Origin of the sequence: Bradyrhizobium sp. LA6.8 (assembly GCF_040547935.1) — a bacterium.
Lineage (GTDB): Bacteria > Pseudomonadota > Alphaproteobacteria > Rhizobiales > Xanthobacteraceae > Bradyrhizobium > Bradyrhizobium barranii.
Genome location: NZ_JBEPQQ010000001.1, coordinates 805,552 through 832,022, shown reverse-complemented (window position 1 = coordinate 832,022; position 26,471 = coordinate 805,552). Strand labels below are relative to the sequence as shown.

General features: G+C 63.6%; 25 protein-coding genes. 13 read left to right on the top strand and 12 right to left on the bottom strand.

From position 1 onward, the window contains the following. The first annotated feature begins 19 nt into the window (after positions 1–19). Both ABIA90_RS03505 and epsC read left to right on the top strand, forming a co-directional pair. Positions 20–592: a flavin reductase family protein gene (locus ABIA90_RS03505; protein WP_354117308.1), complete on the top strand. Its 573-nt coding sequence runs from the start codon at positions 20–22 to the stop codon at positions 590–592. Then, a complete protein-coding gene (epsC, locus tag ABIA90_RS03500) occupies positions 582–1,499 on the top strand; it encodes a serine O-acetyltransferase EpsC (RefSeq protein WP_166352076.1) in 918 nt (305 codons plus the stop codon). The genes ABIA90_RS03505 and epsC overlap by 11 nt, the downstream gene beginning before the upstream one ends. Here the strand turns inward: epsC and ABIA90_RS03495 are convergent. The 5 genes from ABIA90_RS03495 to ABIA90_RS03475 form a co-directional block, all read right to left on the bottom strand. Next, positions 1,496–2,362, bottom strand: coding sequence for an ABC transporter permease (locus ABIA90_RS03495; RefSeq protein WP_354117307.1), 867 nt, complete (start codon positions 2,360–2,362; stop codon positions 1,496–1,498). The two genes, epsC and ABIA90_RS03495, sit on opposite strands and share 4 nt — an antisense overlap. Next, positions 2,355–3,212 carry an ABC transporter ATP-binding protein gene (locus ABIA90_RS03490; protein WP_354117306.1) on the bottom strand — a complete coding sequence of 286 codons (858 nt, stop codon included), beginning with the start codon at positions 3,210–3,212 and terminating at the stop codon, positions 2,355–2,357. Before ABIA90_RS03490 ends, ABIA90_RS03495 begins: the two co-directional genes overlap by 8 nt. Continuing rightward, positions 3,209–4,267, bottom strand: coding sequence for an ABC transporter substrate-binding protein (locus ABIA90_RS03485; RefSeq protein ID WP_354117305.1), 1,059 nt, complete (start codon positions 4,265–4,267; stop codon positions 3,209–3,211). The genes ABIA90_RS03490 and ABIA90_RS03485 overlap by 4 nt, the downstream gene beginning before the upstream one ends. 22 nt (positions 4,268–4,289) lie before the next feature. Next, positions 4,290–5,216 carry a TauD/TfdA dioxygenase family protein gene (locus ABIA90_RS03480; RefSeq protein WP_354117304.1) on the bottom strand — a complete coding sequence of 309 codons (927 nt, stop codon included), beginning with the start codon at positions 5,214–5,216 and terminating at the stop codon, positions 4,290–4,292. Positions 5,217–5,512: 296 nt separating this feature from the next. Continuing rightward, positions 5,513–6,952, bottom strand: a complete 1,440-nt coding sequence (locus ABIA90_RS03475; RefSeq protein WP_354117303.1) for an FAD-dependent oxidoreductase — start codon at positions 6,950–6,952, stop codon at positions 5,513–5,515. A gap of 373 nt (positions 6,953–7,325) precedes the next feature. Here ABIA90_RS03475 and ABIA90_RS03470 point away from each other — a divergent pair, with 373 nt between their 5' ends. The 10 genes from ABIA90_RS03470 (at position 7,326) to ABIA90_RS03425 (ending at position 17,487) form a co-directional block, all read left to right on the top strand. Beyond that, positions 7,326–8,162: a class I SAM-dependent methyltransferase gene (locus ABIA90_RS03470; protein WP_354117302.1), complete on the top strand. Its 837-nt coding sequence runs from the start codon at positions 7,326–7,328 to the stop codon at positions 8,160–8,162. A 36-nt stretch (positions 8,163–8,198) separates the two neighbouring features. Further along, complete coding sequence (locus tag ABIA90_RS03465) at positions 8,199–9,542, top strand: LLM class flavin-dependent oxidoreductase (protein ID WP_354117301.1); 1,344 nt, start codon at positions 8,199–8,201, stop codon at positions 9,540–9,542. A 45-nt stretch (positions 9,543–9,587) separates the two neighbouring features. Further along, positions 9,588–10,403 carry a MetQ/NlpA family ABC transporter substrate-binding protein gene (locus tag ABIA90_RS03460; protein WP_354117300.1) on the top strand — a complete coding sequence of 272 codons (816 nt, stop codon included), beginning with the start codon at positions 9,588–9,590 and terminating at the stop codon, positions 10,401–10,403. Between the two features lie 9 nt (positions 10,404–10,412). Beyond that, the gene (locus ABIA90_RS03455) at positions 10,413–10,739 is read left to right on the top strand and encodes a hypothetical protein (protein ID WP_354117299.1); all 327 of its coding nucleotides are present in this window, start codon (positions 10,413–10,415) and stop codon (positions 10,737–10,739) included. Between the two features lie 213 nt (positions 10,740–10,952). After that, complete coding sequence (locus ABIA90_RS03450; protein ID WP_155795282.1) at positions 10,953–11,105, top strand: hypothetical protein; 153 nt, start codon at positions 10,953–10,955, stop codon at positions 11,103–11,105. 45 nt (positions 11,106–11,150) lie between these two features. Continuing rightward, positions 11,151–11,663 carry an Lrp/AsnC family transcriptional regulator gene (locus tag ABIA90_RS03445; protein ID WP_354117298.1) on the top strand — a complete coding sequence of 171 codons (513 nt, stop codon included), beginning with the start codon at positions 11,151–11,153 and terminating at the stop codon, positions 11,661–11,663. Positions 11,664–12,264: 601 nt separating this feature from the next. Next, entirely contained in the window at positions 12,265–13,917 is a 1,653-nt protein-coding gene (locus tag ABIA90_RS03440) for an ABC transporter substrate-binding protein (RefSeq protein WP_354117297.1), read from the top strand. Between the two features lie 38 nt (positions 13,918–13,955). After that, positions 13,956–14,966: an ABC transporter permease gene (locus ABIA90_RS03435; protein ID WP_354117296.1), complete on the top strand. Its 1,011-nt coding sequence runs from the start codon at positions 13,956–13,958 to the stop codon at positions 14,964–14,966. Further along, a complete protein-coding gene (locus tag ABIA90_RS03430; RefSeq protein ID WP_354117295.1) occupies positions 14,963–15,811 on the top strand; it encodes an ABC transporter permease in 849 nt (282 codons plus the stop codon). The genes ABIA90_RS03435 and ABIA90_RS03430 overlap by 4 nt, the downstream gene beginning before the upstream one ends. Continuing rightward, positions 15,790–17,487, top strand: a complete 1,698-nt coding sequence (locus tag ABIA90_RS03425; RefSeq protein WP_354117294.1) for an ABC transporter ATP-binding protein — start codon at positions 15,790–15,792, stop codon at positions 17,485–17,487. The genes ABIA90_RS03430 and ABIA90_RS03425 overlap by 22 nt, the downstream gene beginning before the upstream one ends. Before the next feature lie 43 nt (positions 17,488–17,530). Here the strand turns inward: ABIA90_RS03425 and ABIA90_RS03420 are convergent, their stop codons facing one another. Both ABIA90_RS03420 and ABIA90_RS03415 read right to left on the bottom strand, forming a co-directional pair. After that, positions 17,531–18,544: a DUF2891 domain-containing protein gene (locus tag ABIA90_RS03420; protein WP_354117293.1), complete on the bottom strand. Its 1,014-nt coding sequence runs from the start codon at positions 18,542–18,544 to the stop codon at positions 17,531–17,533. Next, positions 18,541–19,464: a hypothetical protein gene (locus ABIA90_RS03415; RefSeq protein ID WP_354117292.1), complete on the bottom strand. Its 924-nt coding sequence runs from the start codon at positions 19,462–19,464 to the stop codon at positions 18,541–18,543. Before ABIA90_RS03415 ends, ABIA90_RS03420 begins: the two co-directional genes overlap by 4 nt. Positions 19,465–19,553: 89 nt before the next feature. On the opposite strand from ABIA90_RS03415, the gene ABIA90_RS03410 reads away from it, so the two are divergent. Further along, a complete protein-coding gene (locus ABIA90_RS03410; RefSeq protein WP_354117291.1) occupies positions 19,554–20,468 on the top strand; it encodes a LysR family transcriptional regulator in 915 nt (304 codons plus the stop codon). Positions 20,469–20,493: 25 nt separating this feature from the next. Here the strand turns inward: ABIA90_RS03410 and ABIA90_RS03405 are convergent, their stop codons facing one another. The 5 genes from ABIA90_RS03405 to ABIA90_RS03385 all read right to left on the bottom strand — a co-directional run bounded on the left by ABIA90_RS03405 (position 20,494) and on the right by ABIA90_RS03385 (position 26,401). Next, positions 20,494–20,895, bottom strand: a complete 402-nt coding sequence (locus tag ABIA90_RS03405; RefSeq protein ID WP_354117290.1) for a VOC family protein — start codon at positions 20,893–20,895, stop codon at positions 20,494–20,496. Positions 20,896–21,028: 133 nt separating this feature from the next. Then, positions 21,029–21,811: a class II aldolase/adducin family protein gene (locus ABIA90_RS03400; protein ID WP_085404180.1), complete on the bottom strand. Its 783-nt coding sequence runs from the start codon at positions 21,809–21,811 to the stop codon at positions 21,029–21,031. 16 nt (positions 21,812–21,827) lie between these two features. Then, positions 21,828–22,820 (bottom strand): NAD(P)-dependent oxidoreductase, encoded by a 993-nt coding sequence (locus ABIA90_RS03395; RefSeq protein WP_354117289.1) that lies wholly within the window; start codon positions 22,818–22,820, stop codon positions 21,828–21,830. 488 nt (positions 22,821–23,308) lie between these two features. Then, a complete protein-coding gene (locus tag ABIA90_RS03390; protein WP_354117288.1) occupies positions 23,309–25,006 on the bottom strand; it encodes a GMC family oxidoreductase in 1,698 nt (565 codons plus the stop codon). Between the two features lie 63 nt (positions 25,007–25,069). Further along, the gene (locus ABIA90_RS03385) at positions 25,070–26,401 is read right to left on the bottom strand and encodes an MFS transporter (RefSeq protein WP_354117287.1); all 1,332 of its coding nucleotides are present in this window, start codon (positions 26,399–26,401) and stop codon (positions 25,070–25,072) included. Positions 26,402–26,471: the final 70 nt, after the last annotated feature.

Sequence of the window (26,471 nt, the reverse complement as noted above, 5' to 3'; positions counted from 1 at the left end):
CCGATGCGAGGAGCGACAGATGGGAAAGTCCGACATTCATCTGGTCAGCGGCGATGACGAGGTCGAGCATCAGTTTCGAGCCGTGATGCGGCGCCTGGCCGGCGGCGTCACCATCATCACGGCCGGCCGCGACGAGGACATCACCGGCATGACGGTGACGTCCCTGACATCGCTCAGCGCCAGTCCGCCCCGGCTACTAGTCAGCGTCAACCGGCAGGCCTCGTCCTTTGCTCGAATCGCGCGTTACGGCGTATTCGGCGTCAACATTCTGGGATCGGATCAGCAGGCCCTCGCCGGGCGCTTCGGCGACGGAAGCTTGAAGGGCCATGAGCGCTTCGACGGGATCAGATGGTCCGCGGGGGCGGCCGGCGTGCCGCTGCTTGGCGACACTCTCGCAACTATCGAATGCAAGGTCGAGGAAATCATCGAACGGCACTCGCATGGCATCATCATCGGCAGCCTGTTGAGCTTCGAGCTGTCCCGCGAACTGTCGGGCCTGGTGTACTGGAACGGCCAGTACATCAGGATCACCCATGACTTCGACCTCGACCTCCTCGCCGAGATCAGCATTCCGTTGGCCCATGTCAGATAACCCGCCGGAATCGCCCAGCGGCGGGCGCTGGCAGCTTGACAGGATTGTCGCCGAGCTTCGCCTCTCGCGCGAAGAAACACACAGCATAAGGCGCGACGGAGAGGCGCGGCGCGCTCCCTCGCGCGAGGCGCTTCAGGCCATTCTGGATGGCCTCACCGAGGCGCTGTTTCCGAGGCATTACGGTCAGTTCGACCTCGACGGCGAGAATATCGACTATTTCGTCGGCAATCGCCTGAGCATCGCCCTCGACGGCCTTTGCGACCAGATCCACCGCGGCGCACGATTCGTCGGTGACGAGCTGATCCCGGGCTACCGGCGCGAGGACGCGGTCGAGCTGACGCGGCAGTTCGGCGAGCGCCTGCCGGTGGTGCGTGGGCTCCTGATCTCCGATCTGAGAGCCGCCTTCGTCGGCGATCCCGCAGCCAGGAATTTTCCGGAGATCCTGATCGGATATCCGGGCATGACGGCGATCATCCATCACCGGCTGGCACATATCCTTGATGGGCTCAATGCGCGCTTGATCGCCCGACTTGTCGCGGAGATCGCTCATACGAGAACCGGGATCGACATTCACCCCGGCGCCAGCATCGGATCCGGCTTCTTCATTGATCACGGGACCGGTGTGGTCATCGGGGAGACCGCAATCATCGGCGACAATGTCCGGATCTATCAGGCCGTGACGCTCGGCGCCCGCCATTTTCCAACCGACGACGATGGCCATTTGATCAAGGGCGATGCACGGCATCCGATCGTCGAGGACGACGTCGTGATCTATGCCGGCGCAACCATCCTCGGGCGGATCACGATCGGCCGGGGCGCGACGATCGGCGGCAACGTCTGGGTCACCCAGGACGTGCCGCCGAACAGCATCGTGACGCAGGCCACCGCCCGCAACAAGCAGGGCTAGACGGCCGGCGCCTTCCAGCGCATCAGGCGGCGTTCCAGCGCCTCCAGGATCGCGTTGAAGACGAGACCGATCACGGTAATCCCCAGGATGCCAAAATACATCTGCGGGATCAGGAAGCTGTATTGGCTGTTGATGATGAGATAGCCGAGCCCGGATTTCGCGCCGACCATTTCTGACGCCACCAGGACCAGCATCGCGGATGCGCTCGCCAGACGGATGCCGACGAAGATTGTCGGCAATGATGCCGGCAGGATCACCTTCCGGAACAACTGGCTCGGTGTCGCGCCCATCGTCCGCGCTGACTTGACCAGCAGCGGATCGACCTGGCGCACGGCGGCGATCGTATTGAGAAGTAACGGCCAAGCGCAACTATAAACCACCATGGTGACCTTCGAGAGCTCTCCGATCCCGAGGAGCAGGATAAACACCGGCAGCAGAGCCAGCGGCGCCGTGTTACGGGCGATCTCGATGATCTGGTTCAGGAAGTCGCCCAGCCGGGCGTACCATCCCGTCAGCACACCCAACGGCACGAACAGGACAATGGCGATCAGGAAGCCGCTCAGGGCTCGCAGCAGGCTTGCACCGACGTCGTCATAGAGTTCACCGCTCTGCGCGAGCTGCCAGCCCGCGGCGATCACCTCAGAGAACGGCGGCAGGAACGTCACGTCGATCAACCCGAGGCGCGGCGTCGTCTCCCAGACAGCCAGGAACACCAGTAGCAGCAGGGATCGTTGCCCGATGGTGCCGAACCATCGCACCAGGCTGCCCGTCGCGGCGGCAACCGCGCCGGCGCGTGGTCTGACCCGATCCTTCGGACTCCCCTCGGCGAGTTCCAGCAGCGTCAGGATCTCCAGATTAGACATGAGCCAACTCCTTCTTTCCTGCGCGCTCGCCGTCCGGCGCGGGCACCTGGGAGCCCTGCGCCTTCAACACTTCGTCGCGCAGCAAGGACCACACCTCGTGCCTGACCTGCCCGAACTCGGGCAGCGAGCGGACGTCCTCGGTCTCGCTGTGCAGCTCGGCGGGAATATCGACAATCTGCTTGATCCGGCCGGGGCGCGAGGTCATCACGGCCACGCGCTGGCCGAGCACGACGGCCTCGTCGATGCCGTGCGTGATGAACAGGATGGTTTTCCCGGTCCTGCGCCAGATCCGCAGCAGCTCGCCTTGCAGCGTCTCACGCGTCTGTGCGTCGAGCGCGGCAAAGGGCTCGTCCATCAGCAGCACCTCCGGATCGTAGGCAAGGCTTCGCGCGATCGCGACGCGTTGCTTCATGCCGCCGGAGAGTTCGTGCGGATAGCGGTCGGCAAAGCCGGACAGTCCGACCAGATCGAGATAATGCAGAGCCCGCTCGCGCCGCTCCCTGGCTTTGAGACCCGCGATGTCGAGCCCGAACTCGACGTTCTGCGCGGCTGTGCGCCAGGGAAACAGCGCATATTGCTGGAACACGATGCCGCGGTCGCGCGCCGGGCCCTCGATGACCTTGCCATCGAGCAGGATGCGTCCGCTGCTCGGCGCCGTCAGTCCGCCGAGCAGATCCAGCAAGGTCGACTTGCCGCAGCCGCTCGGCCCGACCAGTGCCAGGAATTCGCCGGCACGAACATCCAGCGTGATATCATCGAGCGCGGTGAAGCTCTGCGCCGGCCCGCCATCCTTGCCGCGGACCAGGAACTCCTTGCGGACGTGCTCGAAGCGGATCTTGGCCATGGTCATTTGGCCTCCGCGGTCTTGCCGGGGCGGAAATGGTTGAACTCGTTGGTATAGATGTCCGATGGCTTGAGCTGGTCCTGCTTCAACAGACCGTCCTTGACCAGCCAGTCGATCCACACCTGGAGCTCAGCATCGCCGATCAGGCCGCCCCTGGTCGCGACACCCGTGCTCTTCCAGTATTTGATGGGTGTTGCGTCCTCGTTGCGCTTGCGATCGGCAATGATGCGTTCGAAGCGGGCGCGGACCTCCTCGGGCGGCGTCGTCTGCGCCCAGGCGATGGCACGGGACACGCCCTCGATCAGCTTGCGGGACGCGTTGGGATTGTCCTTGATGAACTTGTCCCGCAGCACATAGGACCCGCCGGTGAAGTTTCCGAAGATGTCCGAGTCCGCGAACAGCCTGCGGATGCCGCCGCGCTCCAGCGCCTTGTCGCGCAGCACGCCGTTCAGCGTGCTGACCTCGACCTGCCCCTGCCGCAGCGCCTGCTCACCGGTGACCGGCGGGATCGCAACCAGCGTCACTTGCTTCGCCTCCGCCGGCGTCAGGCCATTGCGGGCCAGATACTCGCGCAGCACGAATTCGAGATGCGCCCCCAGCGTGTTCACCGCGACCTTCTTGCCGATCAGGTCGCGCGCGGTCTTGATCGGACTGTCCTCCTTCACGTAGTAGCCGTTGTAGGTGTTGTCGTCCGAGCCGTAATAGCCGACAACAGCCTTGATCGGCGCCCTGGCTGCGATCAGCTTGATGATCGCGCCATAGAACGCGCCGCCGATATCGATGTCGCCGGTGACGACGGTCTGGATGTCCTGCGGACCGCTGATGGTGTTGCCGACCCATTTGAGCTTGAGCGGCGCGAGATAGCCGAGATCGTCGGCCAGTTCGATGAACGTCACCTGCCCGGCCCAGCCCTGGTAACGAATCTCGGTCTTTTCGAGCTGCGCCTCGGCCATGGCACTGCTGGCGAGAGCCGCCAGGCCGAGGCCGGCCAGACCGAGTTGCCGCCCTCTTGCCCGTAGGCCGGCAACCAGACGACGCAACGCAGAGATAGCGATCTTCATTGTGTTCACTCCATTGCTCGCTTCAGGCGGCCTTCGCCTGCGGCTTCGCCGCCTTGACGCGGGTCACGCTGCTGCGGCCGTCGATGCTGACCGGCACCTCGCCATCGATGGTGGCACGCCGGACCACGCGGTGCTGGTCGCCGTAATCGTTGACCGCGTAGTGCTGGGTCGCGCGCTTGTCCCAGATCACCACGTCACCTTGCCGCCAGCTCCAGCGCACGGTGTTCTCGGGTGCGGTGATGTGCGACTGGAACAGGTCGAAAAGTTTCTGGCTGTCGTATTTCGACAGGCCGACAAAGCGCTGGACGAAATTGCCGAGCACCAGCGTGCGTTCGCCGGTCTCGGGATGGACGCGGACGACGGGATGCTCGGTCTCGTAGACCGTCGCCGTAAAGACCTCCTCGAACTGCTTCCGGTCAGCATCGCTCGCGCGGGTCTTGACTGCATAGTCGTAGGCATTGCTGTGCACCGCCCACAACTCGTCCGCGAGCTTGCGCAGCGGAGCCGGCAGATCCAGATAGGACGCCGCCGTGTTCGACCAGATCGTGTCGCCGCCGAACTCGGGGATCACGACGCCGCGCAAGACTGAGATCTTCGGATAAGCGTCGACGAATGTGACGTCGGTGTGCCACTGGTCGGCGCGCCCGCCTCCACGCGCGGAGTCAAGTTCGAGGATCGAGGCCGTTCCCTTGGTGGCGCCGACCGTGGGATGTGGCACCAGCTTGCCGAGCCGATGGGCAAAACGCTCCTGCTCGCCATCGTCGAGATGATTCTGGTCACGGAAGAAGATGACTTTGTGCTCGAGCAGCACCTGGTTGATCGCCGCAATCGTCCGATCCGGAAGATCGCCCGAAAGCTTGATGTTCCTGATTTCGGCGCCGATACGGGCCGATCGCTTGACGATATCCGAACGCGGAATGACGTTGTCGATGGTGATTCCGTCTGTCATGTCATCTTCCCCGAGACCGCGATCCATTTTGACAAGGCTCCGCCGTTCGCCGGTCGCTGCTGCGATGGCGGAGTGAAAGGCAGTGATGTTGCGATCGATCCTCTTGCGAGACCGCCGTCTGCTCTGACGACAATCGCGTCTGGCGGGATCTTCCCCAGGGCTGCATCGATGCAGTCCCTTGTTCAGTCACAGGATGCTAACTCAAGGACTTCGGAAATAGCTTCCAAAGTTCGAGGCCGTTAAGAAACAGACGCATCCACGATCATGGCGTGTCCAGTTGCTACTTGCACTCTGCTCTATTCTGCCGCGACGATATTCGGCGACCGCCAGACGGCCGACGCGTAAAGGGCCGGCTCGAAGTCGTCGGCGATCGGCCCGTTGATCCGCGCCTCGTGCGCCGGAAGGTCGTCAAGGAACAGATCCCTGCTGATCCGCGCTAAGACGCCCGGAATATCGCGCTTGAAGCTCGGCACGTCCCCAATCGGCAGGCCGAAGCTGACGAATGCCGCGGGGTTGAACACGTGGATGTTCCGCAAGTAAGGCGCGCGGCCGGGCTCCTTCTCCAGGAATTCATGGCCCGCACCGAGATAAGGGTGTGCGCCCAGGGCCTCGTCCTGCTCGTCCGCGGCCGGAGAATAGCGGTCGCGCCATAGCAGGATCTCGTCCGAGAAGGCGGCGAGCTCAGGCCGCTTCGCCAGATCGACCTGGTAGCCCGTACCGGCGATGACGAAATCGAATGCGATGTCGCCCTCCGTCGTGGTCGCGAGCAGCCGCCGTCCGAACGGCTTGGCTGACGTCCACGACGCTGCCAGATGAAGGTGGAAGTTGGGGAACTTGACCGCACGCGCGATTGCATCGGGCGGCGGCGTCGATCCCGCGCGACGGAAGCGAATGGCCTGATGCCAGCGCACCGCGTCCGGGAGCGCCCCGTAATTGTCATAAGCGCCCGGATATCCACGCGTCCTGATCACCGGCTCCGAGGCCACCCTGCCGCGGCGTGCAAAGAGATGCACCTCCCTCGCCCCTGCTTCGAGCGCAACTGCCGCGGCATCGAACGCGGAGGCCGCACTGCCCAGCACCGCGACCGACTTGTCGCGGAGCCTGTCGAAATCGATCGCCTCCAACGTATGCGCGTAAAGCTCCTTTGACAGATTGCGGGAGAGCACGTCGGGGACGGACGGACCGCCGTTGCTTGGGAAACCGCCGGCAAGGATGATCTTGCGGGCCGTTTCCGTCTTCGCTTCGCCCGCTATATCGAGATGAAGCCGCAGGTGGTCCTGCGCCGGTTCGATAAGAACAAGCTTGGTACGATAGCGCACCTCGATGCCGAGCGTGTTGCGATACCAGTCGAGGTAGGCGGCCCAATCCACGCGAGCGATGCGATCGATCGCTTCATACGCGGCCGCGCCGTGGCGGGCCTCATACCAGGACTGGAAGCTCAGTCCGGGTAGGCCGAGCTCGGGTCCGGGCAAGCTCTTCGGCGTGCGCAGCTTGTGCATGCGCGCGCTGCTCAGCCATGGACCGGACGACGACGCGTCATGTGATGCGTCGATCACCGTGACCTTGCCGATGCCGGCACGGCGCAATGCAAAGGCGAAAGCGCTTCCGGATTGCCCGCCCCCGATGATGGCGACGTTGTGGTCGCCCCCGTGACGATCCGGAACCCAGTTCTGCGGATCTGGACCAATCAGACGCAGGGTTTCTCGAGCCGCGTCATCGACATCAGACTGAAACATGCTGCCCCCGGATTTGTCTGCATCAGATGCGACCAAATCGTAGAAGCCAACGGTGCTCAGTCAATGAAATGGAATTGGCTTTGTTTTGCGGCCTGAACAACGAACAGACCGCGAGGTCACGCGGCGTTGAAAGATTTGCGCCGACAGCGGCGCGAGCCAGAAGACACGACCGGCCATTCGCTCGCCAGATCGACTTTCAGTTGAGACGATCGGTTCGCGACGTCATCTACTGAATGCGCTCCCGCCACTAGATTCATGCTCGCATCGCACCGAACAACGCAAATCCATTTCATCGACTTTTCTCACCCCGGCAACATAGAGTCCGTCTCGATCAAGCCGTCTCGACGGCTCGTTGGAGATTTTGGAAAGCACGATGTCGACCGCCGGCGTCATCAGCCTTGAACGGGACACGCCCGAGCTCGCACGGACCTACGAGCAAGCCGGCATCCTCCAGTTTCACCATGGCAAATTTCTCATTGGACCGCTGGCTTTGAAGTCAGGGGATCGCGTGCTCGATATCGGTGCCGGCACCGGCCGCCTGACCGAATTCGTCGCGGGACTTGTCGGCCCGACCGGGCGCGTGATCGGCATCGACCCGTTGGAGAACCGGGTCGCCATCGCGCGTCTGCGCGCCTCGGGGACGCTGACCTTCGATGTCGGCCGTGCCGAGGACCTTTCGCGCTTTGGACCCGCGGAATTCGACGCCGTCTACCTCAACAGCGTCTTCCACTGGATCGCGGACAAGCGGCAGGCGCTGCGTGAGATCGAACGCGTCCTCAGGCCGGGCGGCCGGATCGGGCTGAACGTTCAGGATCCGACCAAACCTCACGAGTCGCGAACCCTGCTCCGCCAGGCGATCGAACAGGCCGGCTTCGGCGAGAGAAGCAGCGAGTCGCATCGCGTGCTCGGATCGACTGAGGACGAGCTTAAGGCTCTGTTTGCCGAGGCAGGCTTCGTCAATTGCCGAAGCGATCTGCGCTCGCTCATCGATCTCCACGACGACGTGGACTCGGTGCTCGGATGGTCCGAAGCCAGCGCATTCGGCAACTTCCTTGGCAGCTTCTCCTCGGAAGAACGGGCAGCGATTGACGCCGCCTTTGCCGCGCTCGTCGAGGCGAAGCGTACTCCGGAGGGCCTTCGCCTGGAGCGATATCTGCGTTTCGCCTTCGCGCGAAAGCCGGGGTCACACACCGTCACTTCCGTCTCGTAGCCGCTCCGCCTCTTCTCGCATCTGGACATTCGAACCATGGGCAATCAACGGCAGCTTGTTCTCAATCTCTTCATCTATCCCGGCGGCCACCACGAAGCCGCGTGGCGCTACAAGGGATCTGAACCAGATCGCATTCTCGACATCACTCACTATCAAGAGCTCGCACAGCGCGCCGAAGCCAGCAAGTTCGACGCCATCTTCTTTGCCGACGGACCGGCGCTGGCGGACAATGTCCGTTACGCCCAGCGCTTTCGTTTCGAGCCGATCACATGGCTCGCGGCTATCGCCGCGGTGACCAAGCGCATCGGCCTGATCGCAACCGCATCGACGACCTATACCGAGCCTTACAACCTCGCGCGCCTGTTCGCCTCGCTCGACCATCTGAGCCAAGGCCGCGCCGGCTGGAATATCGTGACGACCAGTGCGCCACAAGCAGCGCAGAACTTTGGCCTGCCCGAACATCCCCCGCATCACGAACGCTACGAGCGCGCCCGCGAATATCTCGACGTGATCTCGCGGCTCTGGGACAGCTGGGAGGATGACGCGCTCGTCAACGACCCCATCTCGGGCATTTTTGCCGATACCAGCAAGATCCACACGCTCGACCATGTCGGCAAACACTTTCGCGTACGCGGTCCGCTCAACATTTCGCGCGTGCCGCAGGGCCGGCCGGTCTATGTCCAGGCCGGCGCCTCCGACGACGGCCGTGCCTTCGCCGCCCGTTTCGCGGAGGCAATTTTCACCGCGCACCAGACCCTGGACTCGGCCAAGGTTTTCTATGCGGACATCAAGCACCGGGCTCGTTCCTTCGACCGGGGTCCCGACGAGATCAAGATCCTGCCCGGCATCAGTCCCATCATCGGCAGCACGCAGGCCGAGGCGGACCGACTCCAGGACGAATTCAACGCGCTGATCCAACCGGAATATTCCCTGACCCAGCTGCGCCAAATGATCGGCGTCGATCTCACCGGCTATGATCTCGACGGCCCCGTCCCGCGCCATCTCATCGACACCGCGAGCGCGCGCGGCGTTGCCAGCCGCTTCAAGCTGGTGGTCGACATCGTCGATCGTGAGAAACCGACGATCCGGCAGCTGGTGCAGCGCCTCGCCGGCGCCCGCGGCCACTGGGTGATTGCGGGCACGCCGGAAAAGATCGCCGACAACATCCAGACCTGGTTCGAGGGCGGTGCGGCGGACGGATTCAACGTGATGCCACCCTGGCTGCCCGGCGGCTTCGACGTCTTCGCCGAGCAGGTCGTCCCGATCCTGCGCAAGCGCGGCCTGTTCCGCGAGGACTACACCGGTACGACCCTGCGCGAGCATTACGGCCTGGCGCGTCCCGCCAGCATCTACTCCAACGCGGTCAAGGCGATCGCCTGACACCGCTTCCGCACTGACATCCCAACTCGAGACCAGTAAGAAGACATGAAGACAGCGTTGTTTCTCCTCTCCGGCCTTTTGGCTCTTTCCCCTTTCGCCGCCGAAGACGCCTTGGCGCAGCAGCCCGCGAAGCCGGAGCTCCGGGTCGGCTTCGTGCCGGGGCCGTATATCGACGAGTTCAAGGTCGGCGTCGAGCCAGAGCTGAAGAAGAAAGGCTACAAGATCCGCTATGTCGAGTTCTCGACCGGCCTTGAAGCCAACAATGCGGTATTCAAATCCGAGATCGACGCCAATGTGATGCAACACACGATCTTTCTCGATTCCTACAACGAGCGGCAGAAGACCGATCTCGTCGGCATCGTCCACGTCCCCACCCCGCCGATGGGCCTCTATTCGAAGAAGCATCCGCTGGGCACGCCGATCAAGTCGGGCTCGAGCGTCGCCGTGCCGAACGATCCGGTCAATCTGCAGCGCGCGCTGTGGGTGCTGCGTGACCTCGGCCTGATCGAGATCCGTGATAGCAAGTCGGTCGACGTCACCGAGCTCGATGTCATCAAAAATCCCGGCGGCATCAAGATCGTGCCGCTCGAGGCCGCACAGGCGCCACGGGCGCTCGACGACGTCGATTTCGCCACCGTACAGGGCAATTTCGCGATCTTCAGCGGGCTGAAGCTGACCAATGCCTTTGCGCTGGAGAAGATGACCACGCCCTACATCAACGTGCTCGCGGTGAAGAAGGCTAACGCCAATGCCGAATGGGCTCAGGACATCGTCGCCGGTTACAAGTCGCCGACGTTCAAGACGGCAATCCGGGCCGATCGGTTCTATGACGGCTTCACTTTGCCTGATTACATGAAGTGAGCGAAGCGCATGTTCGATTTCACGCTTGAATGGGCAAGCCGCCGCTCCGCCGCCGAGCGCGCGATCGACGCGCGAGCGATGACCGATAAGCTTCGTTTCCAGGAGGCTTTCGTCCTCCCGCTGGTCCTGCTGATCATCTTCCTGTTCGCACTGGGCATCATGACAGGAGCTCATTTGAACGGACGAGCAAACCACGCTTTGCCGTATCTCGTGTCGGGGGGCATGGGTATGCCCATGCTCTATCCCGCATCGGAGTCCTGTCGCAGGCCATCGAACCTCGGTTCCGTGCCGCGGCTCCGGCAGGCTGAAGCGCTTGCGCTACTGACGGCCGACTAGCGGCAAGACTATGCCTTCCATGCTTTCGGCGCGGTGATGGACATCAAAATCATCCATCTCAGCCGAGCATCGTGGAATTTTCCAGCCGCGCTCGCGACGACGCCAGCATGATTCAACCAAACTGATTCCGACGAGTGTGTAGCAATGTTCAATTCCACCCCTGCCGTGATAGCTTTTCCGGGTTCTCGTCCTACACCGTCGTCCGGAGCGAACATGAGCTACGTCATCTCGCTGCATTCAGGCTTCGCTCGTTTGATCGAACAGGCACGTGGATGGTTCCGGCGCTCGCTGCGGCCACGGACAGGCGGCTCGGACAACACGCAGGACGATCTCTACGAGATCTTCCTGTTCGGGCCCCACGGCTGACGCCCGGCAACGCGTCCAACTTTTCATCACACTGAGGTTTATGACATGACCGACGCTGCGTTGCAGCTCGCCGACACCGGCCGCCGTCTCGACGCCATCGACCGCAAGATCCTGGCGGTCCTCCAGGAAGACGCTTCACTCTCGGTTGCGGAAATCGGCGACCGCGTCGGTTTGTCCTCGACACCGTGCTGGAAGCGCATTCAGAGGTTGGAAGCGGACAGCGTGATCCTGAGACGGGTTGCACTAGTCGACCAGAACAAGATCGGGCTTGGCCTTTCGGTATTCGTCTCCGTCGAGAGCTCCGACCACTCGGATGCCTGGCTGAAACGCTTCGCCGAGGCCGTCAGCGCCATGCCCGAAGTGATGGAATTCTACCGGATGGCCGGCGATGTCGACTACATGCTCCGCGTCGTGATCCCCGACATGCAGAGCTACGACGTGTTCTACAAGAAGCTCATCCACGCCGTGCCGCTGAAGAACGTCACCTCACGCTTTGCGATGGAGAAGATCAAGTCGATCACGGCGCTGCCGATTCCAGCGGCTGTGACGGTGGAATAAATGCTGACGAACCGCGAGCCTATGTCACGCGACGAGTTTACCGATAGCGCACCAAAGCATCCCGACTGACGCTACCCCTTAGACTAGAGTTTTTTGGTGAGCCTACCAACGGACAGTTGCCATCGCCTGTCGCCACGCCACATATCCCGCTGCTCTCAGACATCGCGCGGCTTGCTCGAAGAGCGCTTAGTCCACTTTTCAATGTCTGCTCACAGTGGCCTTGATGGGATTTTTCTTGATCTCCCGGTGCACACCAGCGCTCGGCTTTCTGCAGAATGTCTTTTCAATTTGGTGATGCGCCGCGCGACATAATGCGCCTGAGAGGACCGCCTCGACGCCGAACTCGGGTTGACGCGCGAATGAAGCCGCAATCGTTGCGCTGTTCGGTCACGGGCAAACCTAGATCGGGCGGGTTCGCAATGAAAACAAAATGACCATCGCGTCCACTGCCCCGCCCCCGACGCTTTTGTTGTCTGTCCCAAGTGAAATTTGGAATGGCCAGGTCCCCTTGTTTCGCTTCTCCTACGAGGAAACGCTGATCGTGCCGTAACGCTTTCGCGAAACGGTGACCTGATCGCGCATCAATCATCAGGGGCTCTTCATGACCGCACGTTTCCCAATGTTCTCGCTCTCCCGGCGCCGCCTCCTCGCTACGGCCTCCGTGATTGCAGCAGCGACTTTGACGGCGATGGCAGGTCTCTCTCCAGCGCGAAGTGCCGGCGCTCCACCGAACGGCGGCGACATCACCTTCCTCATCGACTCGCTCGGCAGCACCTGGATTCCGAACAACAGCGCGATCTCCAGCTTCCAGGGCCACATCTGGGGCCACGTGACCGACAAGCTCGTCTATGTCGATGCTGACGGCAAGGTCAGCCCCTGGATCGCCGAAAGCTGGGAGCAGAACGGCGAGGCCACACAGTTCACCCTGCACCTCAAGAAGGGTGTGACCTTCTCCGACGGAACACCGCTCGACGCGTCAGCCGTGGTCGCCAATCTCGACATCTGGTACGCAGGCCGGCGGAATGAGGGGATCAATCCGATTGGCCTCTTCCCGAAGACTTACGACCACGCTGAGGCGGTCGATGCCGCCACCGTGAAGGTTGTCTTCAAGGCGCCGACGCTCGGGTTTATCCCGACTCTCGGCTATCACGGCTCGATCCTCATCTCCCCGAAGACGATCGCGCAGCCCGCCGCGCAGCAGGCTGATCTGGCCAAGACATCCGGCAGCGGCCCGTACGTGGTCGCTTCCTGGAAAGAGGGCGACTTCGTCAAGCTGGTCAAGCGCAAGGACTACAATTGGGGGCCGGCAGCCGTCGGCCACACCGGTCCGGCCTACCTCAACTCGATCACCTACAAACTCGTGACCGAACCGTCGCTGCGGGTCGCCGCTGTCCAGTCGGGACAGGCCGATGTCGCCTACAGCCCCTCACCGCAGGAACTGAAATCGCTCAAGGAAGCGGGCTTCACGGTCGCGACCCCGCGCTATCTCGGTTTCGTCAACGGCCTCGCGATCAACACCAAGCTGGAGCCATACAATGACGTGAAAGTGCGCCAGGCTCTTCAAGCCGGCATCAACCGGAAGGAGATCATCGACACCGTCTATACGCCTGACTGGAAGCTGGCGACGTCCTTCATCCAGAGCAACGTGCCGGGTGCAACCGACCATAGCGAGCTCCTGGCCTACAATCCCGGCAAGGCGGAGAAGCTTCTCGACGAAGCCGGCTGGATCAAGGGTGCTGGCGGCATCCGGACCAAGGACGGCAAGCAGCTGTCGCTGACGCTCCACTCCAACCCTTATCTTGCGACGGCAAAGTCGATCGACGAGCTCATCGCCCAGCAACTCGGCAAGCTCGGCTGGAAGGTCACCATTCGCGCCTACGACGTCGTGACGTTCGGCGAGAAGGTCCGGTTCGGCGGGCCGGCCGTGCCGGCCTACGAGGTGACGCGCAGCTTCATCGACGCCGGCACGGTGGCCAGCATCCTCACCGACGCCAACAACGGCGAGAATTGGTTCAACCTCGGCGACAGCGACAAGAAGCTCAATGAACTGCGCGACAAGATCGCCGGCGCTGCCTCTTTCGACATTCGCAATCCGCTGCTCGACGAGTTGCAGACCTACGTTCTCGAGCAGGGCTATTTCATCCCGCGCACGCAGATCGTCCAGCGGATCTACGTGCAGTCCCCGAAGCTCAAAGGAGAGGTCTACAACGGCATCGCCTACGCCAGCTATTACACGGCAACGATCGGCGAGTAATCCGCAGTGCAAACAAGCAGCGTGAGGAGGCGACCGGCATGAGAAGCGCCTACCTGTCCTATGCCGCGAAGCGCTTCGCCCAGGCCGTCGTCGTTATCCTGCTGGCTTACGTCTTCACCTTCGTCGTCGTGAGTATCTTGCCTGGTGACCCCATCACCAACGTGCTGCGCGACCCGCAGAATGGATTCAGCGAGGATCAGATCAAGGAGATCATCGCCGCTCAAGGCCTGGACCGGCCGATTCCGATCCAGCTCTGGGCGTCCTTGTCCAACTTCGTGACCGGCGACCTCGGCCTGTCGATGCGATCCAACCGGCCTGTGACAACCCTGATCGCCGAGGTTCTCCCTTCGACACTGATCCTTGCGTCTGCAGCTTTCGCCATCGCGCTGCTGCTGGCGGCTACGATCGCCTACGGCACCCAGTTCCTTCCGAAACGATTCGGCCAGGGCTTGCTGCGTGGCTTCCCATCGTTGTTCCTGTCGGTGCCGAACTTCGTGATCGGCCTGGTGCTGATCCACATTTTCGGCTTCCAGCTCGGGTTCTTTCGCGTAATCGCGCCGGACAGCTTCTGGGCGACCTTCTTCGCCGCGGTCGCGCTCGGCATCCCCATCTCCGCACGGATCACCGAGGTGCTGATCGCGAACCTCGACAACGAGTCCGAGCAGGAATACGCCGCCGTTGCGCGCAGCCGTGGGCTCGGGCAGATGCGCCTCTTTGCCAAGCACCTGCTCAAGCCGTCTTCGCTCCCGGTCATCACCGTCATCGCACTCGCCATCGGCGAACTGCTCGGCGGTTCGCTGATCACCGAGACGGTGTTCGGACGCACCGGCATCGGCAGCCTGGTGCAGCGTTCGGTGAGCACGCAGGACCTGCCTGTCCTGCAAGCGGTCGTCTCGCTTGCGGCAGTGGTGTTCGTGCTCGTCAATTTGATCGCCGACCTCGTCTACCCGCTGCTGGACCCGCGCGTGAAGCTGATCGGCGGTCGCAAGGTCCGCCCGACCACCGCCGACGAGAGTTCCACCAATCTTTCCCAGGCGGTGGCGCCATGACCGTCGCCTCCGTCTCGCCGGCCTCGCGCATCACGGCGATCAGCCGGCTGACAGCCCTTCGGGTGCCGCCGACCGTCGCGCTCGCATTCGCGGTCATCGCGATCGTAATCGCCTGGTCGCTCGCGCCGAGCTTGTTCACGAGTCATGATCCCGCCAGCGGCGTCCCCGCTGACAAGCTGCTCGGCCCCAGCTCAGCGCATTGGTTCGGCACCGATCACCTCGGTCGCGACCTCTATACCCGGGTCGTCTATGGCACGGCCTCCTCGGTGACGAGCGCGCTCATCGCGGTCGTCATCGCCGCGGTTGCCGGCGGGCTCATCGGCCTCCTGGCCGGCTTCCTCGGCGGCTGGATGGACATCGTGCTCGCCCGCCTGGTGGATGTGCTGCTGGCGATCCCGAACTTCCTGCTGGCGGTCATCGTCGTCACCGCGATCGGTTTCGACACCACGAACGCTGCGGTTGCGACCGGCGTCTCGGCGGTCGCCGTGTTCGCGCGGGTGATGCGCTCGGAAGTGATCAAGACCCGGCAGGCCGTTTTCGTCGAGGCATCGTTCCTGATGGGCGGCTCGCGCTGGCACATTCTGTTGCGGCACGTGCTGCCGAATGCATCGCGCTCGGTGCTCCCGCTCGCGGTGCTGCAGTTCGGCCTGTCGATCCTGGTGATCGCCAGCCTTGCTTTCCTCGGCTACGGCGATCCGCCTCCCGCCTCCGACTGGGGCCTGCTGATCTCGATCGGCAAGGACTACCTCAAATGGCCGTGGCTGGTGTACGCCCCCGCCTTCGTCACGATCGCGACCGTCCTCTCCGCAAACAGGATCAGCCGATGGCTCCGCAAGACAGACTGACCGCCACGTTCACCCGCGCCGAGCGCGTCGCGCCGACGCCGCTGCGGTCGATTCCGCAGCTCCGGGTCGACGGCCTGTCGGTCTCCTATGGGCCGCACGAGGTCGTGACCAACGTGAGCTTTGAACTCGGCCGCGGCGAGAGCCTCGCCCTCATCGGGGAGTCCGGCTCCGGCAAGTCGACGATCGCCCGCGCGGTGCTGCGGCTACTCCCCAGCGGCGGGCACGCCACCGGCCGCGTCGCGTTCGACGGCCAGGAGGTGCTGGGGATTTCCGAGCGCGGCTTCCGGCCGCTGCGGGGACGAGCCATCGGGTTCGTCCCGCAGGACCCCGCCAACTCACTCAACTCGGTGCGGACGATCGGTGCCCAGGCGCAGGAGGCGGCTGCGCTGCTCGACGAGCCCGACAAGGCGATCCGCAAGCAGCTCATCCTGGAGACGTTCGCCCAGGTTGGGCTCGACAACCCCCTGCGTGTCTACGACTCCTACCCGCACCAGCTGTCCGGCGGCATGCTCCAGCGCGTGCTGATCGGCCTTGCGATCCTGCCACGGCCGGCACTGCTGGTCGCGGACGAGCCGACCTCCGCGCTCGACGTCACGATCCAGAAGCGGATCCTCGACCTGCTCACGCGGCTGCAGCACGACCTCAAGATCAGCCTGCTGCTCATCACGCACGACCTTGCGATCGCCGCCGAGCGAGCGGACGCGCTAGTGGTGCTCAAGGACGGCGTCATCCAGGAGGCTGGCCGGACCGCTTCCGTCTTCTCCTCGCCGGCGTCGGCCTACGCAAAGAGGCTGCGCGCGGATGTCCCGGCCCTCAACCCCGACCGTTACGCCGCACTGCGCGACACCGGCTTCCGTTCCCTCAAGACCGGCCAGGCACCGAAGATCGAGGTCAGCGCCGTCACGAAGACCTTCACAGTCGACGGCAAGGCGCTGACGGCCGTCGACGATTTGTCGTTCAGCGTCCCTGCTGGCACCACGCACGCGCTGGTCGGCGAATCGGGCTCGGGAAAGACCACGACGGTCCGGTTGCTGCTTGGGCTGGAGGGACCCGACACCGGGAGCATCTCAGTCGCAGGCGAACAAATCACCGGCCGCTCGCCCGAGGCACTGCGGACGGTGTGGCGCCACCTTCAATTGGTCTACCAGAACCCATTCACCTCGCTCGATCCGACCTGGACGATCGAGCGGCTCGTACACGAGCCGCTCGATCGATTCAAGATCGGAACGCGAAAGGAACGGGATGAGCGCGTCCGCGAAGCGTTGGCCGATGTCGGACTTGGCGAGCACCTGCTCTCCCGCAAGCCCGGGGCCCTGTCAGGTGGCCAGCGCCAGCGCGTCGCCATCGCCCGGTCGCTGGTCCTCAAGCCCGACGTGATCGTGCTTGACGAACCCACCTCCGCGCTCGACGTCAGCGTCCAGGCCGGCATCGTCGAAGTCCTGCTCTCGCTACAGGCCAATCTGGGCCTGACCTACGTGTTCGTGTCTCATGACCTGGCGCTGGTGCGTCAGCTCGCCCACACCGTCTCCGTGATGCATCGCGGACGCATCGTCGAACACGGGACCGTCGCCGACATCGTCGACAACCCTCAGCAGCCCTATACGAGGTCGCTGCTGGCGTCGATCCCGTCGGGTGGCGACGATATCGCACACATGCGCACGCGCGCCTTCGGTTGATCATGACCGCAGATTGAATAAGCCGCGGAAGGCCCCTGCCCGCTCAGTTCTCATCATCCAGTGCAAGCACGGCAAAGCTCGCGAGCCAGTGCTCTCCCATGTAGTGACCGGCGATATGGGGGAGGCCTGCGACCAGATGCTCGCGCGCCGCTTCGTGAGCAACGACGCGGCGGGGGTCGCCTGCCGGCAAGGCGTCGCCGAGAGAGCGCCAGCACCAGGCGCGGCTGAGATTGAGTCCGTCGAGATGAGCGATCTTGCCGTCGGTGCGATCGGTGACCGTCGCAGGCTTGAACAGCGTTGCCGGCCGTCGTTCGACCAGCCGCGGCAGAAACCGATCAAACCAGGGCAGGAACGCGTCCGAGGGCAACAGCCGCCGCATGCATTCGGCCTCGATAAGAGCCGAGGACTGGAAGTCGTCGCCACTCGGCTCACCCCAGGCGGGACAGTCGGTGTCCTCACCATACCAGCGCTGGCCAGTCTCGTGCAGCAACCTGGCAAGCGCTTCATCCTTTTTGATGCCGGCGTAGTCTGCCGCCATCCGCAGGCCAAACGCCGTATTGAAATGGGTGCCGACGCGTACGGGATAGAACGCCAACGGCAGGAAGTCGCGAAAGCGTTGCGCGATGATTTCGGTCAGCGGCGCGAGATTGCGGCTCCAGCGATCGTCAGGGTGGAGCGCCAGTTCAGTCGCGAGCTTCAGGAGCCAGGCCCAGCCATACGGCCGCTTGAAGCCGCGGGCAGTCGGGCGGGCGAAGTAAGCACGTTCGGCGTCGACCTTCTCGGGCACGAATTGCGTATCGAAGAGAGCGCGGATGTCGGAGGCTGCCGCAAAGTCGGGAAACCTGCGCAGCAGTCGCGCCAGCATCCAATAGCTGTGGACGCAGGAATGCCAGTCATAACTGCCGTAGAAGATCGGATGCAGCTGGCTCGGCGTGCGGGCATCCGCAGGTTCAGCCAGCGCGTGGTCAACGTTATTGGGATATTCGCGCCCGACATGGCCGAGCGCGATGTTGGCAAAATGCGAGGCATGTTCGCGGGTAAGACGGGGCGTGGTCACGGCTTGGCCTTTCCAGTGTCCCGGCCGATCAATGTCTCGATCAGGCGCGGCAGGAGGTAGATCGGAAATTGCGTCGCGGCGAAGTATAGCGCCATGCGTGGCGAGGCGGCAGCCCCCAGCGCCGACCAGACCAGGCCGACATTGCGGTTGCCGAGGATGAGCCCGACAGTCAGCCGCTGGCCCAAATTGCCCGGCAGCAGCACGGCACCGGCTGCTTGAAGGGCGATATTGCATGCAAAGGCGAGCCCGAGGCAGAGCGTGGCGGCCTGCACATCCGCCGCGATCTGCGCGCGAATGTCAGCCATCGTCGCCACCGCAAAGACGAGAAGCGCCGCGACGATGATCCCGTCGACCATCCCGCCATGGGCCGCCAGCACCGGGGCTGCATGCCGGCGGACCAGGAAGGCCACCCCTTCGGCGCCGCCGATCAACAGCGCCAGACGAAGCGCGAGCTCGAGCGCGCTGATCTCGAGTCCGCCGAACCAGCCTGCAAGAAGCGGCACGGTGACCGGAGCCAGCACCATGGACAACACCGTCACCACGAGCGGCACCGCTCCGTCGAGCCCGAGCATGCGTGCCACCGCTGCCGTTCCGCTCGATGGCGGCGCCGAGACGGCGAGCACCGCCGCGAGCGCGATCTCCGGACCAAGGTTCAAGGCGTGACCGGCAACACCGATGACGAGTGGACAGGCCACCATGACGACGGCCGGCAAGAGCACGGAAAGCGATGGCCGTCGCAGCGTTGCGACGACGGCCTGACTGTCGATCCGCAACAGCGTTCCCAGCACGATCAGGAAGATCGTGGTTGGCATCAGGGGGCGAGCGAGGTCCGCAAGAGCCGGAAAGACCAATCCAAGCAGGACGCCAAGCGCCAGCAAGGTCGGTCCGCGCGGGATGAAGTGCAGGAGTGAGGATCGCATACGCCGCGCCCAATCATGTCGTCTCCGCCAAGAGACCACACCCCGCATCATTCTTGAAATCGATTATTACCATATCTATCATCGTTCAAATGAATTTGGCTTCCGTCGACCTCAACCTCCTGGTCGCCTTCGAGGCGCTGATGGAGGAACGCCATGTGACCCGCGCCGGCCAGCGCATCGGCCTGGCGCAACCGTCCATGAGCAGCACGCTGACGCGGCTGCGTGCGCTGTTTGGCGATGAGCTCTTCGTGCGCTCGGCCTCCGGCATGCAGCCGACGGCCAAGGCGCTGGCGCTGGCGCGGCCGATCAGCGACGCTCTGGGCCAGATCAGGGGCGTGCTCGAACCCACATCAGCCTTCAATCCGGCAACAGCCCGCCATCGCCTGTCTATTGCGGCGACCGACTATGGCGACCTCGTCGTGGTGCCGCGACTGGTCGAGGCGTTGCGGCGGGACGCGCCTGGTATCGATCTCGTAGTGCGCCCCATCATTGATCCGGCCGCGAGTGTCGCGAGCCTGGAACACGGCGATGTCGACGCGCTGATAGGCGGCCATCTTCCCGCTTCCGCGCGCATCATCCGATCCACGCTTTTCACGGAGAGATTCGTCTGCATTCGCGACGCCAAACGCGCCACACTGAAAGCCCGTCTCACCAAGGACGATTACATGCGGCTTCCGCATGTGCTGTTCTCCTCCGCCGGCGGCGACGGGCTTCCCGGCGCAATCGACACGATGCTGAGCCGGCACGGACACAAGCGCCGGACCGCGATCACGCTCGCCCATGTCGTCGCGGTGCCGTTTGCCGTCGCCGGCACCGATCTCGTGGCAACCATGGCCGAGCGCGTCGCGCGCCGCTTCGCGACAGCCGCCGGCGTGTCCGTCGTTCCGGTTCCCTACGATGTGGAGCCATTCACCATCGACCTTCTCCACACGCGCCGCGCCATGGCCAATCCGGCGCTGCGCTGGTTCATCGAACTGGTCAATCGAGTCTGCGGGACGCTGTAGCGATCGGCGGGCCGGCAGCAGGCTGCTATTTCCGCTCAATCAGCTGCGCGATCTCCCAGACATGGCCTGAGGGGTCGGCAAAGGACGCAGTTCTTCGCCCCCACGGACGGTCGATCGGGCCATTGAGCAGATCGACGCCAATCTCCTGCAGGGCTGAGCACACCTGATCGACGTCGACGACCCTGATCGTCAGGAGTGCGCGCGCCCCTGCGGAGGACTGCGCGACACGCAGCGGCTCGACAAGCGGCGGTGCCTGAGTCGCGTCGAGAAGGTTGATCAGGAGTCCAGAAAATCTGAGCACGGATGAGACCGCATCTTCCCAGACCGTCTCGGACGCGAAAACCTTGGCGTAAAACGCTTTCGACGACGCAATGTCATCGACGAACAATGTGATGACTTCAACTTCGCTTGGCAGACCATTGACCATGTCGCCCTGCTCCTCACCGTTGCTGCGGCAGCCTACACAAGCGTGACAAGACGCTTGCCGCTATATCTCACGATGTTAGAGCATGACGCAATTCGGCTAGCCGGTCATCGGCCCGGCTTGGAAGCCTCGATCCCTAATTGAATAGATCCGGTTCCGCCTCGGTGATCCAGTCCCACAACGGCTGGAAGCTGAAATAACCGCCCTTGTGCGTGCCAACCTGCCGCGAGGTCAGGCTGGCGATCTCGTGCGGGATCGGCTTTGGCGTTCCGGCGGCTTCCGCAAGCAGCTGGGCACGCGCAGCATTGTCCATGGCGATGTACCACCAGGCGGCGGCCTCGATGGTCGGTCCGACCGTGAGCAGGCCGTGGTTCTGCAAGATAGCCGCCTTCTTCGATCCCAGCGCTTGCGCGATCTTGCGGCCCTCTTCCGCCTCCAGCACGACGCCGGAGAACGGATCGAACAGCACGTGATCCTCGTAGAAGGCGCAGGAATCCTGCGTCAGCGGATCGAGCAGGCGGCCGAGCGCCGACCAGGCCTTGCCATAGGTCGAATGGGTGTGCGCGGCCGCGATCACCTCAGGATGCGCGGCGTGGATTGCGGAGTGAATCACGAAGCCGGCCTGGTTGATCGGCTTGTCACCGATCAGGATGTTGCCGTCATGGTCGACGAGTTGAAGGTCGGAGACCTTGATCTGACTGAAATGCTTGGACAGCGGATTGATCCAGAACCGCTCGGGGAACTCCGGATCACGCACGGTGACATGGCCAGCGAGCCCCTGATCGAAGCCGTAGCGCGAGAACAGGCGGAATGTTGCGGCAAGCCGCTGTTTGCGGTGCAGCCGCTCTTCCTCGAACGTCGCGGCCGGCGTGCGCTCGACCAGAGAGTACTTCTTGGGCTTCTCGACGACCTTGTTCATTGTTGTCTTTCCTTTTTTAGTATTCGAGATTCTTGTCGAAGACGTCGGCCAGCGCCACGCCATGCGCGTAGGCGTCGAGGTTGACCAGCGTCTTATCTGCCAGCCGCTTCGCATCCTCGCCACCCGTCCATGACACATGCGGGGTCAGGACGACCTTGGGATGGCGATAGATCGGATCGCCCTCCGGCGGCGGCTCGGGATCGGTGACGTCGAGCGTCGCGCCGGCAATCCGCCCCTCGTCGAGCGCCTGCAACAGCGCACTCTGATCGACGATCCGCCCACGCGCGACATTGATTAGGTGCAGCGACGTCTTGGCCCGCGCCAGCACATCGGCGTTGATCAGACGCGCGGTCTTGGTCGTCGCCGGCAGAGCCAGGACGAGATGATCGGAAACCGCGACTAGCTCCTCGATGCTATCAACCGGCTGGATACCCGGAAGGACATATGGCCAGGCCGAGCGCCTGAGAACCCTGATGTTGACACCGAACGGCTTGGCCCGCTCGGCGACTGCGCGGCCGATCGCGCCGAAGCCCGCAATGCCGATCGTCTTGCCGCTGAGCGAGCCCAGCGGGGAGATCTTCCATTGCTCACGATTGCGCGGCCGGATGTCATGGATACGCTTCTCGAAACCGAGGATCGCCGCAAGCACATATTCCGCGATCGGATCGGCCGAGATGCCGCGGCCGACCGTGACCACGGGACCGTCGAGCAGCCACGCCGGAAAGAAGTCGACTCCCGTCGAAGCGGTCTGGATCCAGCGTAGCCCGAACGGCCAGCCGGCCGGCTTCTCCGCAGGCGCCTTGTGCCATCCGGCGAGCGGCCGCGTCAGCAGCACGTCGGCTTCGGGAGCAACCTCCCAGGGCGCGCGATCGGCGGGATGATCGACGATCAGCGGGCGCGACCAGTGATCGACCAGCGCCGCACGAATGTCCGGGCCAAGCTGATTGACGATGATCGGCGATCGCACGCTGGTGGAGGCGCGCTGGTTTTCAACTCGGGGAGTGTTCATGTCACGCAGTCACGATGGCAACGATCCGGGTATGCTAGGCGTTTGCGGCAAGATAGTCTTTTCAAAGATGACGGGTGTCTTGCAACAAGAGGACGACGCGCTTCGGCAAGACAAAAGGATTTGTCTCTGGAGCCCTGGCGCCTCTGCGGGGGCTCGCGCCCGACGCGGCAAAGGCTCGAACCCGAGCCCCGCTGATTAAGAGCCAGTTGGTCTCATCCCAGGACGTCGCGTCATTGATCGAATAGGTCGCAGTTAGCTGCGTGAGTGCAAAGAAGCTGCGCTTTCCGCGACCAATCCGCCTGCTTCAAAAACGCCTGCTCACGTTGGCCTGCGCAAGATTTTTCTCGATCTCCCGGTGCACACGTCATGCACACGCCGCCCTTTAACTGATTGAAGCTTCCTGTTCAGGAGTCAATCCAATGGAGTGACCTCGTGGATCTCGAATACCTAACGCAGGAGGGCGTTTCCGCGCTGGCGCAGCACAGAGCTTAATTTCGCGACAGCAGGGCATCACTGATCTTCTCGGCCGCCATGATCACGGGGATGTTGGTATTGGCCGTCGGCAGCCGTGGCATGATCGAGGCATCCGCCACAAAAATGTTCTCACTGCCGATCACTCGGCCCCCGGGATCGACCACCGCCATCCGATCGGCGGGATCGCCCACGCGGCATGTCCCCACTGGATGCCAGACTCCGAACACGCTTTGCCGTACGAAAACTTCGAGGGCACGGTCGTCGGCAAGCGTCGCTTGGAAGGCCGTGCCGTTGAGTAGCACGAGCCGGATCAGAAGCGCCCTGAGGCCCGCGGGTATGTCGAGCATCGGCCCGAGGATGGACGCAACGATGCGATTGCCGGTGCCGTACCGGCTCAGCCGCTTGATACGCGGAGAAAAGGAGGCCGGGAAGAAATCGCCCGCCTCCGGGTTGAGCGCGGGATGAACGACAAGCTTCGCGAGCAGCCGGACGGCCGCGACCATCCGTTCGAGATCGCGTCGGTCGGACAGCAGGTTGAAATCGACAACAGGATAGGTTTTCGGGTCGCTGCTCGCCAGCGTGAGCGAGCCGCTCGAATACGGCCGGTTGCACCAGAGAAAGTAGAGACCAAGCCGCGTGCCCAGCGCATGCCACCCGCCGCGCGCCGAGGCCGTGATGTACATGTCGGAGGCGTCGCAGCCGGGATGTTCGGACGAGAAGCGCATCGCCGCGAAATTGGGACGCCGCCGGGCAAGCGGCAAGCGCAACCGCCGCGGCAAATATTGACAGAAGGTCAGCGCGGGATGATCGCGCAGATTGCTGCCGACGCCCGGCAGATCGATCGCCACGGCAATGCCGAGCGCTTGCAGCGCCGCACCCGGGCCGATGCCCGCCCGCATCAGGATCGCCGGCGATTGCAGCGCGCCTGCGGTGAGGATGACGCGGCCGGCGGCGACGGCGAGCTTCTGCCCGCCCCGCGCGACCACGACGCCCGTCGCGCGGCGGCCATCGAGCTGGAGTTGTTCGACCTCGCTGTCCGCCCAGATGGTCAGGTTCGGCCGCGCGCGCGTTGCTGCGTCGAGATAGCCGGCGGCGGTCGAGACGCGCCGGTCGTTACGGTTCGAAAACGCCGGCGGAAAGATGCCGTCCTCGAATTCGGCGTTCTGGTCTTTCCGGAACGGCAGGCCGGTTGCCGACAAAGCCTCTCCCACGGCCTTGCCAAACGGCGGCATCGCCTCGCGCGCGATGCGGCGGATCGGGATCGGGCCGTGCTTGCTGTGCAGCGGGCCGTCGAAATCCAGATCAGTCTCGAGCTTGAGGAAGTACGGCAGCACATCCGCCCAGCCCCAGCCCCGCGCGCCGAGATCGAGCCACTCGTCATAGTCGCGCGGCAGGCCGCGATTGGCCGATTGCACGTTGATGCTGGAACCGCCGCCCATCACCCGCCCCTGTTCGTAGGCGCGAACGACCGGCTTGCCCTCGGCATTGCGGCCGGCGGCCGCTGACAGGCCCGGCCAGATGTATTTGTCGCCGAAGAACAGCGTCATCGGATAGCTGTCGAGGATTTCCGGCGGCGTCGCCTCGGGCGGCGTGTCCATCCCGGCTTCGATCAGAAGCACGCGGCGGCTTCCGTCTGCGGAAAGCCGATTGGCGAGCACGCAGCCCGCCGATCCGCCACCGACGATCACGTCGTCGAAATGCAGCCCATCCATTCCCGTCTCATCGCGCAATTCGATGGATCGGCGCGGCCACGAATGCGGCCGCGCCGATTTGGCTCAGCGGAAGTTACCCTTGGTCTCGGGGATCACGACCGCACCAATCAGGTAGATCACGAACACGCCGACTGCGAAGTAGGCCAGCGACAACGGGATCTCCGCAGGGCTGCCGCTCACCAGCGAGACGAAGGTCGGCATCATGCCGCCCAGCGCAAAGCCGATGTTCCACGACAGACCCGTGCCGCTAGCGCGCAACGCGGTCGGAAAACGCTCGTTGAGGAAGATCAGCACCGGCGCATAGCCGGCATTGCCGATGAAGGCGATGGCGAGCGCATAGAGCGTGATTTGGGTCGTGTCCTTCGTCGCCGCGAGATTGAGATAGCACAGCGGCAGCAGCACCGCGGCCAGGACGCCGATGATGAGGAACGTCTTCTTGCGGCCGATACGATCGCTCAGCGCGCCAACCAGCACGGCCGAGAAGAACGCCGACACGCTCGCGCCCATCAGGATCAACGACGAGGTCTGGTTCGGGACCGCATTGATGACTTTCAGGAAGCTCGGGAGATAACCCGAGGTCAGATAATAGCCGGCACCACCGCCGAAGGTGATGAGAAGGTTGACCAGCAGCACGCCGCGATATTCGCCGGAGAACACGTCCCTGACCGGCGCCTTCGAGACCTTCGCCTGCTTGTTACCCTGCTGGCGCTTGAGCTCCTTGAAGTAAGGCGACTCCTCGAGGTTGCGGAAGATGAACCAGCCGAGCAGCGAGCTCAGCAGCCCCGAGAAGAACATGAAGCGCCAGCCCCATACCGCGAAGGCATCGCCGGGGAAGATCGACGACGTGATCAGGAAGATGAAGGACGCGAGCAGCGCACCGATGCCGGCGCCACCGCCGCCGACCAGGCCCGACATCGCGCCGCGCCATTGCGCCGGTACCGACTCGGTGCCGATGGTGTGCGTGGAGGCCACGACGCCGCCGACGAAGATGCCCTGCACCAGACGCAGGATCAGGAAGAGGATCGGCGCGATCACGCCGACCTGGGCGATGGTCGGCAGCAGGCCGAACGCCGCCGTGCTGATGCCGACGCCGATGATGGCGATCAGCATGGCCTGCTTGCGGCCGTGCACGTCGGCATAATGCCCGAACACCGCCGAGCCCAGCGGCCGCATCAGGAGCGTCACGGCGAACGAGCCGTAGACCGCAGCCAGCGACAGCGCTGGGTTGCTCGACGGAAAGAACAGCGCGCCGACGACCGGCGCCACGTAGAGCAAAATGAACAAATCGAACAGATCCAGCGCCCATCCGAGCACCGATGCGATGATCGCATTGACCATCTGCTTGTTATCCGCCGACGCTTGCGCGCCGGCGACCGGCATATCCATCTCAGCCATGTTGTTTTACCTCCCCCGTTTTGATAGAGCCGCGGTTCACGTCATTGCGAACCGCGGCAGTCTTGTCGCG

Coding starts and splice junctions, on each gene's coding strand:
- ABIA90_RS03505 (WP_354117308.1), top strand. CDS start 20: ATGGGAAAGTCCGACATTCATCTGGTCAGCGGCGATGACGAGGTCGAG.
- ABIA90_RS03465 (WP_354117301.1), top strand. CDS start 8,199: ATGGGCAATCAACGGCAGCTTGTTCTCAATCTCTTCATCTATCCCGGC.
- epsC (WP_166352076.1), top strand. CDS start 582: ATGTCAGATAACCCGCCGGAATCGCCCAGCGGCGGGCGCTGGCAGCTT.
- ABIA90_RS03485 (WP_354117305.1), bottom strand. CDS start 4,267: ATGAAGATCGCTATCTCTGCGTTGCGTCGTCTGGTTGCCGGCCTACGG.
- ABIA90_RS03410 (WP_354117291.1), top strand. CDS start 19,554: ATGAATTTGGCTTCCGTCGACCTCAACCTCCTGGTCGCCTTCGAGGCG.
- ABIA90_RS03405 (WP_354117290.1), bottom strand. CDS start 20,895: ATGGTCAATGGTCTGCCAAGCGAAGTTGAAGTCATCACATTGTTCGTC.
- ABIA90_RS03470 (WP_354117302.1), top strand. CDS start 7,326: ATGTCGACCGCCGGCGTCATCAGCCTTGAACGGGACACGCCCGAGCTC.
- ABIA90_RS03385 (WP_354117287.1), bottom strand. CDS start 26,401: ATGGCTGAGATGGATATGCCGGTCGCCGGCGCGCAAGCGTCGGCGGAT.
- ABIA90_RS03430 (WP_354117295.1), top strand. CDS start 14,963: ATGACCGTCGCCTCCGTCTCGCCGGCCTCGCGCATCACGGCGATCAGC.
- ABIA90_RS03395 (WP_354117289.1), bottom strand. CDS start 22,820: ATGAACACTCCCCGAGTTGAAAACCAGCGCGCCTCCACCAGCGTGCGA.
- ABIA90_RS03475 (WP_354117303.1), bottom strand. CDS start 6,952: ATGTTTCAGTCTGATGTCGATGACGCGGCTCGAGAAACCCTGCGTCTG.
- ABIA90_RS03400 (WP_085404180.1), bottom strand. CDS start 21,811: ATGAACAAGGTCGTCGAGAAGCCCAAGAAGTACTCTCTGGTCGAGCGC.
- ABIA90_RS03390 (WP_354117288.1), bottom strand. CDS start 25,006: ATGGATGGGCTGCATTTCGACGACGTGATCGTCGGTGGCGGATCGGCG.
- ABIA90_RS03440 (WP_354117297.1), top strand. CDS start 12,265: ATGACCGCACGTTTCCCAATGTTCTCGCTCTCCCGGCGCCGCCTCCTC.
- ABIA90_RS03435 (WP_354117296.1), top strand. CDS start 13,956: ATGAGAAGCGCCTACCTGTCCTATGCCGCGAAGCGCTTCGCCCAGGCC.
- ABIA90_RS03460 (WP_354117300.1), top strand. CDS start 9,588: ATGAAGACAGCGTTGTTTCTCCTCTCCGGCCTTTTGGCTCTTTCCCCT.
- ABIA90_RS03495 (WP_354117307.1), bottom strand. CDS start 2,362: ATGTCTAATCTGGAGATCCTGACGCTGCTGGAACTCGCCGAGGGGAGT.
- ABIA90_RS03425 (WP_354117294.1), top strand. CDS start 15,790: ATGGCTCCGCAAGACAGACTGACCGCCACGTTCACCCGCGCCGAGCGC.
- ABIA90_RS03415 (WP_354117292.1), bottom strand. CDS start 19,464: ATGCGATCCTCACTCCTGCACTTCATCCCGCGCGGACCGACCTTGCTG.
- ABIA90_RS03455 (WP_354117299.1), top strand. CDS start 10,413: ATGTTCGATTTCACGCTTGAATGGGCAAGCCGCCGCTCCGCCGCCGAG.
- ABIA90_RS03445 (WP_354117298.1), top strand. CDS start 11,151: ATGACCGACGCTGCGTTGCAGCTCGCCGACACCGGCCGCCGTCTCGAC.
- ABIA90_RS03450 (WP_155795282.1), top strand. CDS start 10,953: ATGAGCTACGTCATCTCGCTGCATTCAGGCTTCGCTCGTTTGATCGAA.
- ABIA90_RS03490 (WP_354117306.1), bottom strand. CDS start 3,212: ATGACCATGGCCAAGATCCGCTTCGAGCACGTCCGCAAGGAGTTCCTG.
- ABIA90_RS03480 (WP_354117304.1), bottom strand. CDS start 5,216: ATGACAGACGGAATCACCATCGACAACGTCATTCCGCGTTCGGATATC.